Genomic DNA, 18,173 nt, shown 5'->3' on the forward strand with positions numbered 1-18,173 from the left:
GGCGGCGAGCCGGTTTACGCTTCGCGGCGGACCGGCGGGACCGCCGAATCCCGGAGCAGCAGGTGCGGCGGCAGGAAGAGCTTGCGCCGCTCCCGCCGCGGCTGCTCGATGACCGCGAGCAGCATGCGGGCGGCCTCTTGGCCGAGCTGCCGCGAATCTTGAACGACGCAGGACGGGCGCACGGCGTGGAATTCCGAGAATTCGAAATCGTCGAAGAAGACGAGCGACAATTCCTGCGGCAGGCGCAGGCCGAGTCCGCGCGCGGCATCGGCGACTTCGAGCCCGAGTCCCGGATTGATGGCGAAGACGGCCGTCATGTCGGGGTTGCGGGCGAGGAAGGAACGGAGCTCCGCCTGCTTCGGCACTTCGATCTCGAGGTGGGCGAGGCGGAAGCGGCGGTCGATGGGAAGGCGGTAGTCGGCATGCGCCTGCTCGTAGCCCGCCAGGCGGTCCTCGATGCTGCTCGTGCCGGCGACGACGGTGGAGACGAAGCCGATGTTGCGGTGACCGAGCGAGATCAGGTGGCCGACCGCCTCCCGCGCGCCGGCGACATTGTCCGCGCCGACGAAATGCGTGTCGATGCCGCGCAGATCGCGATCCACGACGACGAACGGAACGTCGTCCAGCGCGAGCTGCACGAGCTCCCGGTTGTAGGTTTCGCCTTCGACGGGATAGACGATCAGCCCGGCGAGGGGGGCTTGTTTCAGCCGGCGGAGGATGCGTTCCTCGTTCGCCTGGGAATTGCCGGTATGGCAGAAGAGGAGCGGGTAGCCGGCTTCGGCGAGCACGCTTTCGACGCCTCCGAGCAGGAGGGCGTTGAACCGGTTGTTGATGAACGGGAGCAGCAGGGCGACGGGGGAACGGAGGGGGACGGAGTCGATGCCGGAGGGCGCGGCGGGAGCCTTGCCGTCCATGGGGCTTACGTAGGAGCCTTTGCCTTGAATCCGGTAGACGAGTCCTTCCTTGACGAGATCCGACATCGCCTTCTTGACGGTGATCCGGCTGACGGCGAAGCGCCGGGTCAGCTCGTGCTCGGAAGGGAGCAGATCGCCGGGCTTCCAGGCTTGCCGGCCGATCTCCGAACGGATGAAATGCTTGATTTGCTCATACAGCGAAGTGGATAGCGGTTTGTCGGTCATCGCGTCAGCCCCTCGGTTCGCATTCGTCTTGCTGTTAAAATCTTAGCGTCCGGCCGGGCGTTTGTAAATGACGCCGGACGAGCCGGAAATGCGGACAGGCCACGATTCGAAATCATGCGTAAGGAAACCCGTCTCCGACCTGGGAAATTCCGGTAAACAATCCGGACACCGGGCAAGGGGCGGGTTTTTCGTCTTTTACAACCCCGGACGACGGGTGCTAGACTCAGTCACAAGCCAAGCAACAAGTCAAGCAGGATGATCTATATCAAGCATGACAAGTCGCGCGATCCGCAAGCTGCAAGCGCCCGCGTCGTCCCCAGGGGCGGCATTAGGCCATCCAAGGCGCGCTTGCGCCGGAGCCGTGCGGCAGTCCGGTTCGCGAGCGGCTGAAAGCGCATTCCGGCAACCGGTGAAACGTTTCTTCGGGAACCTTTCATAGCATCGCCATAACGAATAGGGAGGTTTGGATTCGATGCGGTTAAGGATGCACCCGCGCCAAGCGCGCGGAACGAAGACGAGGAAGACGCTCGCGGCGGTCTTCGCGGCGGCGACGCTGCTGCTCGGGCTCGCCGGCTGCTCGTCGGGCTCGGACGGCAACGGGAACGCGAACGGGCAGGCCGCGGAAGGGAACGCAGGCGGCGCCGCGTCCGGCGAGAACGCCGGACCGCTTAAGTTCAGCTACGTCCGGCCGACGTGGGGGCCGGCGACGTACACGAAGGGGGGCGCGTACGAGAAGGAGCTGTTCAAACGCGCGAACGTCGACATCGACGTCCGCATCATCCCCGTCGTCGATTACGACGCCACGATCAAGACGACGGCGGCGTCCGGCGACATGCCCGACGCGATCTGGGGCTGGGGGCCGGTCGATCCGTTCTGGAAGGATCTCCAGGACCAGGGCGCCTTCGTCAAGCTGAACGACTACCTCGACAAGTACCCCGCGGTGAAGGCGGCGGTGCCGGACGGCATCTGGGACAAAATGGCGGACGACAAGGGGGACATTTATTTCATTCCGAACCTGATCTATCCGGTCGTGCCGTTCTTCATCAACTACCGCGCCGACATCTTCGCGAAGCTGGGCATCTCCGAGCCGACTTCCGTGCCCGAGCTCGAAGCGGCGCTCCAAAAGATCAAGGACAGCGGTCTCGGCATCGTGCCGATGACGCACGGCAACACGATTCCGTTCTGGGCGGGCAAGGACGTCGCGACCTCGTTCGGCGCCGTCAGCGGCTGGGCGCCTTCCAAGGAAGACCCGAACAAGCTCGTCCCGCCGGAGATGCAGGAAGAGACGCTGGATTACAAGTTCTGGCTGCAGGATTTGAAGAAACGGGGGCTGTTCGACGAGGAAGCCGGCGTCAATCCCGACGCTTCGTTCGGGGAGACGAAGTTCAAGGCCGGCCAGGCGGCGGTCATTCTCGGCGGCAATCTGGCCGGGCTGTTGACCGAGCTGCGGAAGAACGTGCCCGACGCGCAAATCAAAACCATGCCGCCGCTCACCGGACAAGGCGGGCAGAAGGGCGGAACGCGGGTCGTCTTCCCGCAGGACCGCGGCTTCTACATCAACGCCAAGGCGGCCGGCAAGGCGGAAGGCATCTTCCGGTTCCTGAACTGGACGCTCACCGAAGGCTCGGACTTCCGCCGCTACGGCATCGAGGGCAAGACGTACAACGTCGATCCCGAAGGCCGCAAAGTGCCGATCCCGGACGAACAGCGCGAGAACGACTACAAAGGGGCGCAGATCGAGCCGCTCAAGTTCCTCGACCCCATGAGCGAGAAGCTCGACTGGCAGGCGACCGAGCTGCAGTTCGTCGGCGTCGGCATCGGGGACCAATTCCCGTATTACAAGGAGATGTTCGAGAAGTACGCCGCGACGCCGTACAACGATTACAAGGACCCGACCGTGCAGTCGCCGACCGCCGCCAAGATCGGCGCTCAGATCTGGGAGGACTATATGGCCAAGGTGGACGGCAGCATTCTGACCGACATGAACCTGACCAAGGACGCCTACAAGAAAGCGCGGCAAAAATGGCTGGACGCGGGCGAGCAGACGATCATCGACGAAGTCAACGAGCTGCAAACCGACAAGTCCGAGCCGAACTACGTCGATTAACGCGGAGGGGCGGGGGATCGGAACGGCAGGCGCCGTTCCGGCCGCCGCTTCCGCGCCGGCGGCAGAAAGGAATGAGGTTCCGTGGGCACACGCATCTGGCAAGCCCGCCATATCTATCTATTGATCTTGCCGACCATCGCCTTCTTCGCGGTCTTCACGTACGCGCCGTTCTACGGCATTACGCTCGCGTTCAAGGATTTCAAAATCATGTCCGGCATCCTGCACAGCCCGTGGGTCGGATTCGAGCATTTCCGGTCGATGTTCGCGTCGGAGAAGTTCCCCGAGCTGCTCCGGAATACCGTCGTCATCAGCCTGTACCGGCTGGTCTTCGGGTTCCCGGTGCCGATCCTCTTCGCGCTCCTGCTGAACGAGGTGCGGCAGCTTTGGTTCAAGCGCTCGATCCAGACGATTACGTACTTCCCGCACTTCCTGTCCTGGGTCGTCTTCGGCGGCATCGTCTACAACTTCATCGGCCCGAGCGGCATCATTAACCTGCTGCTCGCGAACGCCGGGCTCGACAAGTTCAACTTCACGACCAACGCCGAGGTGTTCCGGACGGTCATTGTGGTGACGGCGATCCTGAAGGAGTTCGGCTGGGGCGCGATCATTTACCTCGCGGCGCTGTCCGGCATCGACGCGCAGCTCTACGAGGCCGCCAAGATCGACGGCGCGGGGAAGCTGCGGCAAATCTGGCACGTGACGCTGCCGGGCATCCGGCCCATCATCGCCCTGCTGTTCTGCCTGCAGCTGGCGGGCATTCTGGACGCCGGATTCGATCAAATCTTCATCTTCCTGAATCCCGCCGTCTACGACGTCGGCGACATCATCGACACGTACGTGTACCGCCTCGGCCTGCTGCAGTCGCAATTCGAGCTGGCCACGGCCGTCGGATTGTTCAAGGGCGTAATCGGCATGGTCCTGATCATCGCCGCCAATACGACGATACGCAGGATGGGGGAGAAGTCGCTATGGTAGCACGGGAGCAAGACATCGGCCATTCGGAGGAAGGCGCCGCGCTCGCGCTGGGCGTCAATCGCAAGCTGGACGCGAATCCGCGGTGGGCGCAGGCGATCATCCTCGTCCTGCTCGCCGCGGCGGGGCTCGTGACGCTGCTGCCGATGGTGAACGTGTGGGCGATCTCGTTCAGCGAAGCGCACGAGGTGTTCAAGAATCCGATGATGCTGTGGCCGAAATCGTTCACGCTGGAAGCGTACAAGTACATTTTCCATACCAACGTCCTGTTGAAGTCGTTCGGCATCACCGTCTTCGCCGCCGTCATGGGCACGTTCCTCAGCCTCGTCTTCACCGCCACCGGCGCGTACGGACTGTCCAAAACGCATATTCCCGGGCATAGACTGTTACTATGGCTCGTCATCATTCCGATGCTGTTCGGCGCCGGCCTCATCCCGATGTACATCCTGCTCAAGAATCTCGGCCTGCTGAACAGCGTCTGGGTGCTGATCCTGCCGAAGCTGGTCGCCCCGTTCAACCTGATCCTGATGCGGAATTTCTTCTGGAGCATTCCGGAGAGCCTGGAGGAGTCCGCGCAGCTCGACGGCGCTTCCGAGCTTCGCATTCTATGGAGCGTCATCCTGCCGCTGTCCAAGCCGGTCATCGCGACGGTCGGGCTGTTCTACGCGGTCGGGTACTGGAACGACTTCTTCACGGGGCTGTTCTTCATCAGCGACAACAGCAAGTGGCCGCTGCAGATGGTGCTGAGGTCCATCGTGATCGACTTCAACATGCTGAACATGGGCAGCCAGAACACGAACACGATGAACGACGCGGCCCATATGGTGGTGCAGCCGGAGAACATCAAGGCGGCGACGATTATTTTCGCGATCGTGCCGATCCTGCTCGTGTATCCGTTCCTGCAGAAGTATTTCGTGAAGGGCATCATGCTCGGCTCCGTGAAAGGCTGAGCGGCCGAAGGATGAACCGGAAGAGGAAAAAACGCGATGAATCAAAGGCGAGGGAGCTGAAGCTATGAAGAGGACCGAGACGCAAACGACGCGCGAAGAGATTTTGGCCCATTACCAGGCGTTCGGCTATGCCGTCATTCCGGATGCGCTGTCGGCGGAGGAGCTGGACGAACTGAACCGGCTCGTCGACCGCGAGCTGGCGGCCGATCCGGGCAGCTGGCACAAGCCGATCGAGGGCGCCGTCGGCAACGGCAGCCTGCTCCTGAAGTATCCGCGCGAGATGGACCGGTTCGTCCGGCACCGCAAGCTGTTTCCGCTGATCCAGGAGGTGCTGCGCGGAGAGGCCCGGTTCGCCCAGTTCGATTTCCGGGACATTACGGTGGAGCGGGCGAGCGGCAGCGCGATGGGCTTTCACCGCGACATCAGCTGGTACGGAACGGTCGGAGGAAAAATCTGGGACCCGGAAAATCCGTACAAAAGCACGTACGCGTGCGTGATCTATTACTTGAAGGACGTGCACGACTGCTGTCCCGCCTTCTGCATGGTGCCGAACAGCCACGAATACGGCACGCTGGACGAAGCGAAGGAGAAGCTGGGCGCGGCGTACGAGGAAGTGCCGATCCGGGGAAAGGCGGGCACGGCGATCCTGTACAACATCACGACCTATCATACCCGCAAAGGCGGCAAGCCCGAGTGCGCGCACGGCCGAAGGACCATGCACAACTATCATTCGCGGGAATCGAGCGCCCCGCTGACGAACTGGGCTACGGTGCCGGAGGAGCTCGCGCTGAGCGCCGACAAGGATACCCGGCTGTTCTATTCGCAGTGGACGCCGAACCAGATCAAGTACGCGCGAGACCATTACAAACAGCCGGTGCCGTCGTATTATCCCGTCAAGTCGATCAAGTGACCGTCCCGGAACGGGAGCTGACTGAGGTCGGAGAAGCGGGAAGGAGAAGCAGGGAATAGGAGGCGGAGGAATGGCGAAAATCGCGCGCGTGCGGCTGATTCGCTCGCGCCACGACGCGAGCTGGACGATCGTCAAGGTGGAGACGGATCAGCCGGGCTTGCACGGCATCGGCTCGGCGAACGATCATTTCAATCCGGGGGCGGTGGCCGCCGTCGTCGAGGAACTGCTGGCGCCGACGCTCGTCGGGCGCGACGCCGGGGCGATCGAGGACATCTGGCAGTCCATGTACCAAAGCGGCTATTGGCGCAACGGCTCGGCGCTCATGACGGCGATCGGCGCCCTCGACACGGCGCTGTGGGACATCAAGGGGAAAGAGGCCGGCATGCCGGTCTACCGGCTGCTCGGCGGTCCGTGCCGGGCGGCGGTGCCCTGCTACGCGCACGCGAGCGGCGGCGACGCCGCCGAGCTGGCCGAAGCCGTCGCCCGGTACCGCGAGGAGGGCTATTCCGTCGTGCGCTGCCAGCTCGGCGCGTACGGCGGCGGGGGCTTCGTTCCCGCCGGGCGGGCGAGGCGGCCGCATAACGCGTGGCCGGCGGAGAGCGTCTTCGACGAGGAGGCGTATCTGGAGGCGATTCCGGCGATGTTCGAGCAGCTCCGGCTGCGGTTCGGCGGCGAGGCGAAGTTCACGCACGACGTGCACGAGCACTTGAGCCCGCAGGGCGCGGTCATGCTGGCGAAGCGGCTGGAGCCGTACCGGCTCTTCTTCCTCGAGGACGCGCTGCCGCCCGAGCAGATCGCCTGGTACCGGGCCGTGCGGCAGCAGTGTACGACGCCGCAGGCGATGGGCGAGCTCTTCACGAGCCCGCACGAATGGCTGCCGCTTATCCAGGAGCGGCTGATCGATTACGTGCGGGTGCGCGTCTCCAAGGCGGGCGGCATCTCGGCCTGCCGCAAGATCGCCGCGCTCGCCGAGGCGTACGGCGTCCGCACGGCGTGGCAGGAAGGGGGCGACAACGATCCCGTCAACCAGGCCGCGGCGATGCACCTCGACATGGCCGTCTGGAACTTCGGCATTCAGGAGGACAATACGTTCCGACCGGAGGAGCTGGAAGCCTTTCCCGGCCATCCCGTGCTTGCCGGGGGCTATCTGTACGCTTCCGAGCGTCCGGGCCTCGGCGTCGACATCGACGAGGAGAAGGCGGCGAAGCTGCTCTCGCCGGAAGCGCGGACGCGTCCGTACCATCGGCCGTACCCGATCGACCGCAAGGCGGACGGCACGATCGTCCGGCCGTGAGGAACGGAGGGCGGACGGGCCGCGCTTGTCGGCCGCGCGGTTATGTTTCGTCGCTATGAGCAAGGCGAAGCCGGCTTTCTCGTCCTACTCGCCGTAATGGCTCGCCGCCGGCCGCCCCTTGAACCGGTACCGGGACGGCGGGGCGCCGTAGTGCTGCTTGAACGCTTTGCTGAAATGATAGATGTCGGAATAGCCGAGCGCCGCCGCCACCTCGGTGATGTTCATCGAGGTCTCGCTCAGCAGGAAGCGGGCCCGTTCCAGGCGGAAGCGGGTCATGTACGCCTTGAGCGAATGGCCGGTATGCTGCTTGAACAGCTGGCTCAGGTGGCGCGGGGACACGCCGACGGCCGCGGCGAGCTGTCCGGCGGAGACGGCGCGGCCGGCCCGATCGGCCAATTCGTCGATGACCTTGTGCACGAGCTGCCGGTGCATGGCGGAGAGCGGCTCCCGCATCGCTTCTTCCCGGCGGGCCATGTGGAGGAGGACGAGTCGGATCAGCAGCCCGAATTCCTCGTCCTGCCGCGGTTCGCCGCGCAGCCGCAGGTCGAGAATCCGCTGCAGGCACGGCTCGACGAGCGACCCGTCTTCGAACTGGACGTGCCGCCCGGGCAGCTCCGGTTCCGGGCTGCCCTCGATCGCGAAATGCACGAATATGACCGTCAAGCGGTGGTCCTCGTCCTGCGTCGCGCGGACGCGGTCGCCGGGACGCAGCAGGAAGCAGGAGCCCTTCCCGATCGGGAAGCGTTCCCCGTTGATCGTCATTCGTCCCTTGCCTTCGAGCGCGTACCAGACGTCGTAATCGGGCATCGGCTGGCCCGGCGACCAGGCCCAGCCCGGCTCGCACCGGGCTTTGCCGAGCGAAGCCCCGCATAGGTAATCGATCATGCGCATTCTCCCTTTCGGCGGCGGCGGCCGCAGGTTCTTACAAAAATGCCGCGGTTCCTTCCATTTCCCGCGAAACCGCTTCACGCTATGCTAATCGTAGCAAAACGCAACCGATTAGGAAATGGGGGAATGCAGGATGAACGGCAGCAACGTACAACAAGCCCAGGCTATCAACGCCCGCATGTACCGGTTCGACCGGGCGCACGCGCCGCTCGCGTCGCCGGCCGAATTCACGGATGACCATGTCCGGCAGTATCGGGAGCAGGGCTTCGTCGCGATCGAAGGGATGCTCGCGCCGGGCGAGGCCGAAGCTTGCATCGCGGCGCTCATGGAACTGATCATGGATCCGGAGCCGAAGGCCAAAATCCAGTTCACGCGGCCGCAGCGCGAGCTCGCGACCGCCGAGGAACGCGAGCTCGCGGTGCGCAAGGTGTACGATTACGTCGACGCGCATCCCGCGCTGCATGCCGCGGCGTTCCATCCGGCGATCGGGGCGGTCGTCGGGAAGCTGCTCGGCGAACCGGCGAAGCTCGCGCAGGATCAGGCGCTGCTCAAGCCGCCGTACGGCGGCGGCGAGAAGCCGTGGCACCAGGACATGGCGTACGGGAACCTGTCGTACGAGAAGGCGGTCGTCGGCGTCTGGATCGCGCTGGACGAGGCGGGGCTCGACAACGGCTGCATGCACGTCATTCCGGGGTCGCACGCGGACGGCGCCAACCCGCATTACGCGGTGCGCGACTGGCAGCTCTGCGACGCGAACGTGGCCGTCGACCGCGACGTCGCGGTGCCGCTGAAGCCGGGCGGCGCGCTGTTCTTCCACGGGCTGCTCCATCACGGCACGCCGTTCAACGTCTCCGCCAAAAGGAGGCGCGCGCTGCAGTTCCACTATGCGCCGGCGCCGTCGGTCAAGCTGTCGCCCGGCGAATACAAGCGGATGTTCACGAACGAGATGACGTCCGCGGAATGCTGACGTCCGCGCGCGGCGCCGGTGCGAGGGCGTTTTGCACGAGGCCACCCGCGCACCGGGCTGTCCGGCGAGACGGCTCGGCAAGAGCGCGCGCCGGCGTAACTCGCAGACGTAACTCGCAGACGTAACTCGTATACGTAACTCGTAGAGTAACTCGTAGACGTAACTCGCGGACGTTATGCACGTACCGTGAAGCGCTGGATCGTTCCAAGCAACCGGTGAAATAGCCGATCGAGCCCGCCAAGGGCCGATCGGCTTTTTTTCATGAGCAAACCTTAACCTTGCAAGCGACCGAAACATTCCGGCGGCCGCGAACGTTATGAACTGGAACGGTTATCCAGCGAAAGGAGACGGCATGAACAAGAACATTAGCTTTGCAACGGCGGCGCTGCTCGCGCTCGCCGCGCTGTCCGGAACTGTTTCCCGCGCGGAGGCGGCCGCGTTCAAAGACGTCCCCGCCGCAAGTCCGTACTACGCGTACATCGACGAACTGGTGGCGCTCGGCGTCGTCGACGGCATCGCGCCCGGCCAATTCGGCCCCGAAAGCACCCTGACCCGGGGGCAATTCGCCAAGCTGGCCGCGGAAGCGTTCCGGCTCCAGGATCCCGGCGGCTCGCTGCCGTTCAAGGATCTCGGCGGCCACTGGGCCGCTCCTTACGTCCGGGCCGCGTACAAGGCGGGCATCGTGAACGGCACGTCCGCCTCGGCGTTCTCGCCGAACGCGCCGGTGAAGCGCGAAGAAGCCGCCGCGATGGTATGGCGTCACGCCAAGAAGCTCGGCCTCAAACTGCCCGCCGCGCCGGCCATGGGCGACAAGCCGGACGCCTGGGCGGCGGAGGGCGTCGGCGCCGCGATCGCCCACGGCTGGCACGGCGTGGACGCCGCGCAGAACGGCGGCGCCTGGACGTACCGCCCGCAGGCGGCCATGAACCGCCAGGAGGCGGCCGCGCTGATCGACCTGTCGATGAAGGACATCCCCGGCAGCCTGGCGAAGGCCGGCCTGATCGATCCCCTCGACGATTGGAAGCAGCTGAACGACCGTTCGAACGTCTACTTGGCCGGGAACAGCCCCGAATACTTCGGCGGCGACGGGAAGCGGGCGACGCGTTCGACGACCTCGCCGGGAAGCGTCGTGTACCATACCGGCTACGACATGACGTCCTTCCAGACGTCCAGCTACTACTTCACCGGCATCGCCCTGGCGAAGAACCGGTACTTCGCGTCGGCGGACGGCAAGACCTACAAGGAAGTCGCCGCCGCGTCCTATCCGGTCGGCGTCGCGTCGGGCAGCTGGCAGCAGTACGCCGAAGAATCGTTCGCGCTGCCGGCGAAGACGCGCTACCTGAAAGTCGAGCTGCGCGGCACCGCCAAAGCCTGGTCGCCGCAGCTCGCCAAGGTGCTGATCAACCGCGCCACGGCGACGGTCGCGGCCAAGACGTCCCGCGGCGCCGACGGGCTGACGGTCGAGCTGTCCACGCGCTCGCAGGGCGCGCCGATCTATTACCGGTTGAACGGCGTCTCGCCGTATCGGCCGTATACCGGTCCGATCCGGCTGACGGACTACGCCGTGCTGGACGCGTACGCGGTCAAGGACGGCAAGGAGGCGAGTCCCGTCCGGACGTACAAGCTGAACGGCCGCGCCGACTTCACGGTCGACGCGTACGGCCAGGTGGCCGCGGCGAATTTCCCGGAGAAGGTGAAGAGCGACGCGGAGCTGAAGGCGGACGCGTCCGCGGACGCCGCGTACTACGGCGGCCTGCAAGCCCCGGCCGGCTTGGACGGCTACGGCGGGCTGGCCGGCAGCGCGGCCAAGTACGGCCTCAAGGGCACCGGCTATTTCGCGATCCGGCAGGCCGGCGGCCGCACGGTGATGACGACGCCGACCGGCGACGTCTTCTTCAGCCTCGGCATGAACGGCATCCATGCGGACGAGACGTATACGAAGGTGGCGGGCCGCGAAGAGGCGTTCGAGTGGCTGCCGCTGTACGACGGCGCGTACAAGCCGGCGTTCGTGCCGTCCGACTCCGGCAGCTTCTCCTTCTACATGGCGAACAAGTACCGGAAAACGGGCAAATTTCCGACCGACGCGGCGTTCTACGCGGAGGCGGTCCAGCGGCTGCGCAAATGGGGCTTCAACAGCGCGGGCGGCTATTCGCCCGAGCAGTACGGCAAAGCGAACGTCTTCCCGTACGTGCGGATGCTCCCGCTCGACATGGATTGGGCCAAGCTCGACGGCATCTCGATCTTCGACATCTTCGCCCCCGGCGCCGAGACGAAGCTCGACCAGGCGTTCGCGAAGGCGGTCGCGCCGAACAAGAACGACCCGATGCTGATCGGCTACTTCATGGGCAACGAGTACGATTTCCACAAATTTTACGACGTCGTGCCGAAGCTGAAGGGCTCGGCGGCGATCAAGGCCCGGCTCGTCAAGCTGCTGCAGGACAAGTACCAGAAGATCGGCGCGTTCAACGCGAGCTGGGGCACGGGCTTCAAGTCCTTCGCGGAGCTGAAGGACGCGGCGCTTCCGGTCTCGACGTCGGCGTCCTGGAAGGACATGGACCAGTTCTTCCGGTTCTACCTCGACACGTTCTACGGCACGGTCTCGCGCGTCTACCGCAAGTACGATCCGCATCATCTCCTGCTCGGGGACCGGTGGATCACGACGTCGTTTCACAACGCGAAGTACCGCGACGTGCTGGCGGAGGTGGAAGGGAAGTACTCGGACGCGATCAGCATCAACTACTATTCGTACAAAATCGAGACCGATCTGCTGGACGACGTGCACGCGAAGTCCGGCGGCAAGCCGGTCCTGATCAGCGAATTCGGCTACGGTACCGGGGAGCAGGGGCTGGCGCCGCTGCTGCCGAACGCGGCCGCGAACCAGTTCGAGCGGGGCATGCGCTACCGCAATTACGTGGAAGGCGTGGCGAGCCTCGGGTACGTCGTCGGCGCCCACTGGTTCAATTACGTCGATCAGGCCGCGACGGGCCGGTATTGGCAGGGGATCGGCGATTGGGCGGAGCATTACAACACCGGCATCCTGAACGTCGCCGACCGGCCGTACAAGCCGTTCCTGAGCGGCGTCATGCAGACGAACGACGAGATCTACAAGGTGTTGTTCGGAGAACGGGCGAAATTTTATTACGAGTTCAAGTAACGATAGCGTTCGGCGGAACTCGCGTTCGGCCGACGCGAGCGCCCGTTCGAAGTGAATTCGGAGCCGCTTCCCGTCGGGAGGCGGTTCTTTTTCGCCTGCCCAAGCCCGGAGACGGATAGTTCCGGCGCCGGCGGAATACATATTAGCATAAAAGCGCAATTCGACATCGTCCGCAGCAGCGAAGGCTTCAAGCAAGGCAAACGCGGAAAAGGGTGTGACGGCATGAAGAAACGGCGGATCGAGCAGCACGCGCCGGATTTTTTTCCGGTGCGGGGAATCGACTACATCGAGCTGTACGTCGGGAACGCGAAGCAGGCGGCCCATTATTGGAGCAAAGGGTTCGGCTTTACGCCCGTCGCCTACGCCGGCCTCGAAACCGGCGAAACGGAAATCGCCTCGTACGTGCTGGAGCAGCAGCAGGCGCGGATCGTCGTGACCGGCGCGCTGTCGCCCGGCCATCCGGTCGCGGAGTTCGTCCGCAAGCACGGCGACGGCGCGAAGGACATCGCGATGCGGGTCGACGACGTGGAGAAGGCGTACCGGGAAGCGGTCGCGCGCGGCGGCATCCCGATCGAAGCGCCGCGGGAGCGGTCCGACGCGCACGGCAAGGTCGTCACGGCGGTCGTCGGCACGTACGGGGACACGGTTCATACGCTGATCGACCGAAGCGGGTACAAAGGCCCCTTCCTCCCGAACTACGTCCCGTGCGAGCTGGATATCCCGCATGCCCCCTCGGGTCTGATCGGCATCGATCACGTCGTCGGCAACGTGGAACGGATGGAGGAATGGGTGCAGTATTACGAGCGGGTCATGGGCTTCAAGCAGATGATCCATTTCGACGATCAGGACATATCGACGGAATATTCCGCGCTCATGTCGAAGGTGATGTTCGGCGGCGGCCGCATCAAGTTCCCGATCAACGAACCGGCCGACGGGAAGCGCAAATCGCAAATCCAGGAATTCCTGGATTATTACCACGGCGCCGGCGTGCAGCATATCGCCGTCCTGACCAACGACATCGTCGCCACGGTGTCCGCGCTCAAGCGCAGCGGCGTCGATTTCCTCGATACGCCGGACAGCTACTACGAGATGCTGCCGGACCGGGTGGGCGCGATCGACGAGGACATCGCGAAGCTGCGGGAGCTGAACATTCTCGTCGACCGCGACGACGAAGGGTACCTGCTGCAAATTTTCGCCAAACCGATCGTCGACCGGCCGACGCTGTTCCTCGAAATCATCCAGCGGAAAGGCGCGGTCGGCTTCGGGGAAGGCAACTTCAAGGCGCTGTTCGAATCGATCGAGCGGGAGCAGGCCCGCCGCGGCAACCTGTAGGCGGATTGGCGCGCCCGCCCGCAAACGATTATGGGCGCGGTCAGGCGGGCGCGGCGGCGAGACGAACGCGCGGGGGAGGGGATGGCAATGCCGTTCTATCATCGGATGGGGAACGTGCCGCCGAAGCGGCACACGCAGTTTCGCCGGCCCGACGGCGCGCTGTACCGCGAGCAGGTCATGGGGACCAAGGGCTTCTCGGGCATCCAGTCGATTCTATATCATCACGACGCGCCGACGGAGATCGCGGAAGCGTCGCTGCTCGGCGAACGCGCGCCCCGCTACGAAGCGCCCGGCGCGCTGCGCCACCGGCACTTTCGCACCGCGGGCCTGGCCGCGGGCGGGGACGCCGTCGAAGGCAGGCGGTACGTGCTCGGCAACGAAGACGTGCGGATCGCCGTCGCCTCGCCGACGGAAGCGATGGCGTATTATTACCGGAACGGCGACGGCGACGAGCTGCTGTTCGTCCGCGAAGGCGAAGGCGCGGTGGAGACGATGTTCGGCACGCTGCGCTACGGCCCGGGCGATTACATCGTGCTGCCGGTCGGGACGATCTATCGGGTCGTGCCGGACGAAGGCGCCGGGACGCGGCTGCTCGTCGTGGAAACGAACAGCTGGCTCGCGCCGCCGAAGCGCTACCGCAACGACCGCGGGCAGCTGCTGGAGCACAGCCCGTACTGCGAGCGGGACATTCGCCCGCCGGGCAAATTGGAAACGTTTACGGACGAAGGCGAATTCGAGGTGCGCCTGAGGAAGGACGGGCGGCTGCACGCCCACGTCTACGCCCGCCATCCGCTGAACGTCGTCGGCTGGGACGGCTACTTGTACCCGTGGATTCTGAACATCGGCGACTTCGAGCCGATCACGGGCCGCGTCCATCAGCCGCCGCCGGTTCACCAGACGTTCGAGGGCGACGGGTTCGTCGTCTGCTCGTTCTGCCCGCGGCTGTACGACTACCATCCGCAGGCGATTCCCGCGCCGTACGCGCACAGCAACGTCGACAGCGACGAGGTGCTCTATTACGTCAGAGGCCATTTCGGCAGCCGCAAGGGGATCGAGGAAGGCTCGTTGACGCTGCACCCGGCGGGCATCCCGCACGGTCCGCATCCCGGCAAGGCGGAGGCCAGCATCGGCAAGAAGGAGACGACCGAGCTCGCGGTCATGATCGACACCTTCCGGCCGCTGCGGGTCGCGGAGCAGGCGCAGGGCATCGAGGACGGGGGCTACGCCCGCAGCTGGCTGACGGCTCCGCCCAAGCCGTAAGGTCCGATCGGAAAGGAGGCCGCACGCATGGGGCAAACGCCCGTCTGGTTCCCGTCGCAAGCCGAGGCGGAACAAACGCGCCTCTACCGGCTGATGCGGGGACTGGGCTTCGCCGATTACGACGAATTCCACAAACGGTCGGTCGGCGACGCCGCCTGGTTCTGGGATGCCGCCGTCCGGGACATGGGCATCGTCTGGACGCGCGCGTACGTCCGGGTCGTCGAGCTTGCGGGCGGCATCGCGCGGCCGTCCTGGTTCCCCGGCGGCCGGCTCAATATCGCGCATAGCGCGCTCGACCGCTGGCTCGCCGATCCCGCCGCGGCCGCCCGGCCCGCGCTGATCTGGGAAGGCGAGGACGGAGCAACCCGGCGCATGACCTACGCGGAGCTGTCGGAGCAAGCGGACTTGGCGGCCGCCGGCTTTCGCGGGCTCGGGATCGCGAAGGGGGACCGCGCGGCCGTCTACATGCCGATGCTCCCCGAAACGGTCGTCGCCCTGCTCGCGCTCGCCAAGCTCGGCGCCGTCGCCGTGCCGATCTACTCCGGCTACCGCGCCGACGCCGCGGCGAAGCGCCTCGCCGGAGCCGGCTGCTCGCTGCTCGTCACGGCGGACGGCTTCTACCGCCGCGGCAAGGCCGTGCTCCTGAAACCGGAGGCGGACGCGGCGGCCGATGCCGCCGGCCGCGCGCTCCGCACGGTCGTGGTCCGCCGGCTGGGCGCCGCCGTAGCATGGCGGCCGAGTCGGGACGTGGACTGGGCGGAGCTGATGGGCGGCGCCGGCGGGACGCCCCCCGAAGCCGTGCCGATGGATAGCGGCGATCCGCTCATGCTGCTGTACACGTCCGGGACGACCGGCGCGCCGAAGGGCATCGTCCATACGCATTGCGGCTTTCCGCTGAAAGCGGCGTTCGACGCCGGCTACGCCATGGACGTAAAGCCCGGCGACGCCATGCTGTGGATCACGGACATGGGCTGGATGATGGGGCCGTTCCTGCTCTACGGCACGCTGCTGAACGGCGCGGCGATGGCGCTCTACGAGGGGGCGCCGAGCCATCCCGGACCCGATCGGCTGTTCGGGCTGGCCGCCCGCCACGGCGTGACGCATCTCGGCCTTTCACCGACGCTCGTCCGGAGCCTCATGCCGCACGGCGACGCCTGCTTCCGCGGACACGACCTCTCCGCGCTGCGGGTCATCGGCTCCACGGGCGAGCCGTGGAATCCGGAGCCGTGGCTGTGGCTGTTCCGCGAGGCCGGCAAGGGACGGATTCCGATCGTCAATTACTCGGGCGGCACGGAAATTTCCGGCGGCATCCTCGGCAACGTGCTGCTGAAGCCGATCGCCCCCGCGGGCTTCAACGCGGCGCTGCCGGGCATGGACGCGGACGTGTTCTCGGAAACGGGCGCGCCCGTGCGCGGCGAAGTCGGCGAGCTGGTGCTCCGGCGGCCGTGGGTCGGCATGGCCGCCGGCTTCTGGGGCGAGCCGAGCCGGTACGAAGAGACGTACTGGTCCCGGTGGGCGGATATTTGGGTGCACGGCGACTGGGCGCGGCTGGACGCGGACGGCTTTTGGACGATTACGGGCCGCTCGGACGATACGCTGAACGTCGCGGGCAAGCGGCTCGGTCCCGCGGAGATGGAATCGGCGCTCGTCGCGCATCCGCGCGTCGCGGAAGCGGCCGTCGTCGGCGTGCCCGACGACGCGAAGGGAGAGGCCGCCGTCTGCTTCGTCGTGGCTGCCGGCGCGGCGCCGGACCCCGCCGAGGCGGCCCAGCTAGCGGCGGCGCTGGCGGCCTGGGTCGCGGACCGGCTCGGCAAGGCGTTCAAGCCGAAGGCGGTCCATCTCGTCGATGCGCTGCCGCGGACGCGCAACGCGAAGGTGATGCGGCGCGTCGTCCGTGCCGCTTATCTGGGGCTGGATCCGGGCGATCTGTCGGCGCTGGAAAATCCCGAGGCGGCGGACGCGATCCGCGGATTGGGCGGCGGGGGACGCTCCGGCGCCGGGCAAGGGCCGGACGCGGGGTGAATCGGGGCGAGGCGGGGCGAGGCGATGCGAGACAGCCGGCGGTAATCGTAAGGGTTGCCGCCGCCGGCCGAGAAGCAGCCTGCGGGGCTCGCGGGCGGTTGGCCGGAACGCTCCGGGAACCTGCTGCTTTCGCATCGTTCCCCCTTTCGCGCAAGACGGATGTCTTTGCACTCAACCGCGGACTCAAGGCGAGCCATACCGAAAGGAGCGCATGCACATGCGAACCGGTACGAAGGCGTTCATGGAATCGCTGATCGACTACGCGGGCTTGTACCCCCCGGCGGCGCTGCCGATGGAGGCGGCCATGCGGAACTATTGCCGCTACCAGCGCGACCGCGACGGCTGGATGCTCGGCGGCTTCGTCGTCCCCGTCGCGCGGCTCGGCGAGCTGCTGCCGTTCAAGCCGCTGTTCGCCGCGGATCGGCCGCTCCGGCTGACGGTCATCGCGGCGCGCAGCCGCAGCGCCGAGGACTGCCTGCCGCAGCTGCGGGAGAACCTGGCGCGGATCGCCGTCTTCCGGCGGCGGTACGCCGAAGCGGCCGCGGTCGCGGCGCTGGAGCTGCCGCTGCCTCCGCCGCCGTTCCCGCCCGGCTTGTTCCGGGCGCTCGAAGAGACGGCCGCCGGCGCCGGCTTGCGGCTGTTCTGCGAACCGGCGCAGCCGCTCGACGCGTGCTGGGAGGCCGCCATGCTCGAAGCGCTGGACGCCATGGCGGCCGCCGGCGGGAGCGCGCGCGGCGGGCCGGGCCTCGGCGCGAAGCTGCGGACCGGCGGCGTGACGGCGGCCGCGATTCCTTCGCCGGGCCAGGTCGCGCTCGTCCTGGAAGCGTGCCGGGACCGGTCGCTTCCGCTGAAGTGCACCGCCGGGCTGCATCATCCCGTCCGCATGCACCGGGAAGAAGTAAATGCGCGAATGCACGGCTACCTGAACGTGTTCTTCGCGGGCACGCTCGCCTACGCCCGCCGGCTCGGCCGGCCGGACATCGAAGCGATTCTCGAGGACGAGGACCCGGCGAGCTTCGGCTTCGCGGACGTCGGGCTGCGCTGGCGGGACCGCATCGCGTCGGCTTCCGACATCCGGGCGTGCCGCGGACGCGGCCTCGTCGCCTTCGGCAGCTGCAGCTTCGACGAGCCGGTCGGCGAGCTGCGGGCGCTCGGACTACTGGAGCAGAGGAGCTGAG

13 protein-coding genes are annotated in these 18,173 nt (G+C 66.1%); 11 read left to right on the forward strand and 2 right to left on the reverse strand.

Going from position 1 to position 18,173, the window contains the following annotated elements; translation table 11 throughout:
• Positions 1-14 precede the first annotated feature (14 nt).
• Positions 15-1,139, reverse strand: a complete 1,125-nt coding sequence (locus tag I8J29_RS01435) for a GntR family transcriptional regulator (protein WP_208845805.1) — start codon at positions 1,137-1,139, stop codon at positions 15-17.
• 472 nt (positions 1,140-1,611) lie between these two features.
• Between I8J29_RS01435 and I8J29_RS01440 the strand changes: the two genes are divergently transcribed.
• From I8J29_RS01440 to I8J29_RS01460, 5 genes are all read left to right on the forward strand, one after another.
• Complete coding sequence (locus I8J29_RS01440; protein ID WP_208845806.1) at positions 1,612-3,246, forward strand: type 2 periplasmic-binding domain-containing protein; 1,635 nt, start codon at positions 1,612-1,614, stop codon at positions 3,244-3,246.
• 81 nt (positions 3,247-3,327) lie between these two features.
• Positions 3,328-4,221, forward strand: a complete 894-nt coding sequence (locus I8J29_RS01445; RefSeq protein WP_338113002.1) for an ABC transporter permease — start codon at positions 3,328-3,330, stop codon at positions 4,219-4,221.
• Entirely contained in the window at positions 4,215-5,168 is a 954-nt protein-coding gene (locus I8J29_RS01450; RefSeq protein ID WP_208845807.1) for a carbohydrate ABC transporter permease, read from the forward strand. The genes I8J29_RS01445 and I8J29_RS01450 overlap by 7 nt, the downstream gene beginning before the upstream one ends.
• 64 nt (positions 5,169-5,232) lie before the next feature.
• The gene (locus tag I8J29_RS01455; RefSeq protein WP_208845808.1) at positions 5,233-6,078 is read left to right on the forward strand and encodes a phytanoyl-CoA dioxygenase family protein; all 846 of its coding nucleotides are present in this window, start codon (positions 5,233-5,235) and stop codon (positions 6,076-6,078) included.
• A 70-nt stretch (positions 6,079-6,148) separates the two neighbouring features.
• On the forward strand, positions 6,149-7,372 hold the full coding sequence (locus I8J29_RS01460) for an enolase C-terminal domain-like protein (RefSeq protein ID WP_208845809.1): 1,224 nt from the start codon (positions 6,149-6,151) through the stop codon (positions 7,370-7,372).
• A gap of 84 nt (positions 7,373-7,456) precedes the next feature.
• Here I8J29_RS01460 and I8J29_RS01465 read toward each other — a convergent pair whose 3' ends face one another.
• Positions 7,457-8,257, reverse strand: a complete 801-nt coding sequence (locus tag I8J29_RS01465; RefSeq protein ID WP_208845810.1) for an AraC family transcriptional regulator — start codon at positions 8,255-8,257, stop codon at positions 7,457-7,459.
• A gap of 136 nt (positions 8,258-8,393) precedes the next feature.
• Between I8J29_RS01465 and I8J29_RS01470 the strand changes: the two genes are divergently transcribed.
• The 6 genes from I8J29_RS01470 to I8J29_RS01495 all read left to right on the forward strand — a co-directional run bounded on the left by I8J29_RS01470 (position 8,394) and on the right by I8J29_RS01495 (position 18,172).
• Positions 8,394-9,227: a phytanoyl-CoA dioxygenase family protein gene (locus tag I8J29_RS01470; RefSeq protein ID WP_208845811.1), complete on the forward strand. Its 834-nt coding sequence runs from the start codon at positions 8,394-8,396 to the stop codon at positions 9,225-9,227.
• A 352-nt stretch (positions 9,228-9,579) separates the two neighbouring features.
• Positions 9,580-12,381: an S-layer homology domain-containing protein gene (locus tag I8J29_RS01475; RefSeq protein ID WP_208845812.1), complete on the forward strand. Its 2,802-nt coding sequence runs from the start codon at positions 9,580-9,582 to the stop codon at positions 12,379-12,381.
• A 222-nt stretch (positions 12,382-12,603) separates the two neighbouring features.
• Positions 12,604-13,713: a 4-hydroxyphenylpyruvate dioxygenase gene (hppD, locus tag I8J29_RS01480; RefSeq protein WP_208845813.1), complete on the forward strand. Its 1,110-nt coding sequence runs from the start codon at positions 12,604-12,606 to the stop codon at positions 13,711-13,713.
• An 87-nt stretch (positions 13,714-13,800) separates the two neighbouring features.
• A complete protein-coding gene (locus I8J29_RS01485; protein WP_420831088.1) occupies positions 13,801-14,973 on the forward strand; it encodes a homogentisate 1,2-dioxygenase in 1,173 nt (390 codons plus the stop codon).
• Between the two features lie 27 nt (positions 14,974-15,000).
• Positions 15,001-16,995 (forward strand): AMP-binding protein, encoded by a 1,995-nt coding sequence (locus tag I8J29_RS01490; protein ID WP_208845815.1) that lies wholly within the window; start codon positions 15,001-15,003, stop codon positions 16,993-16,995.
• A gap of 217 nt (positions 16,996-17,212) precedes the next feature.
• Positions 17,213-18,172 carry a hypothetical protein gene (locus I8J29_RS01495; protein ID WP_208845816.1) on the forward strand — a complete coding sequence of 320 codons (960 nt, stop codon included), beginning with the start codon at positions 17,213-17,215 and terminating at the stop codon, positions 18,170-18,172.
• The last annotated feature ends 1 nt before the right edge of the window (position 18,173 follow it).

Origin of the sequence: Paenibacillus artemisiicola, assembly GCF_017652985.1 — a bacterium.
GTDB lineage: Bacteria > Bacillota > Bacilli > Paenibacillales > Paenibacillaceae > Paenibacillus_Z > Paenibacillus_Z artemisiicola.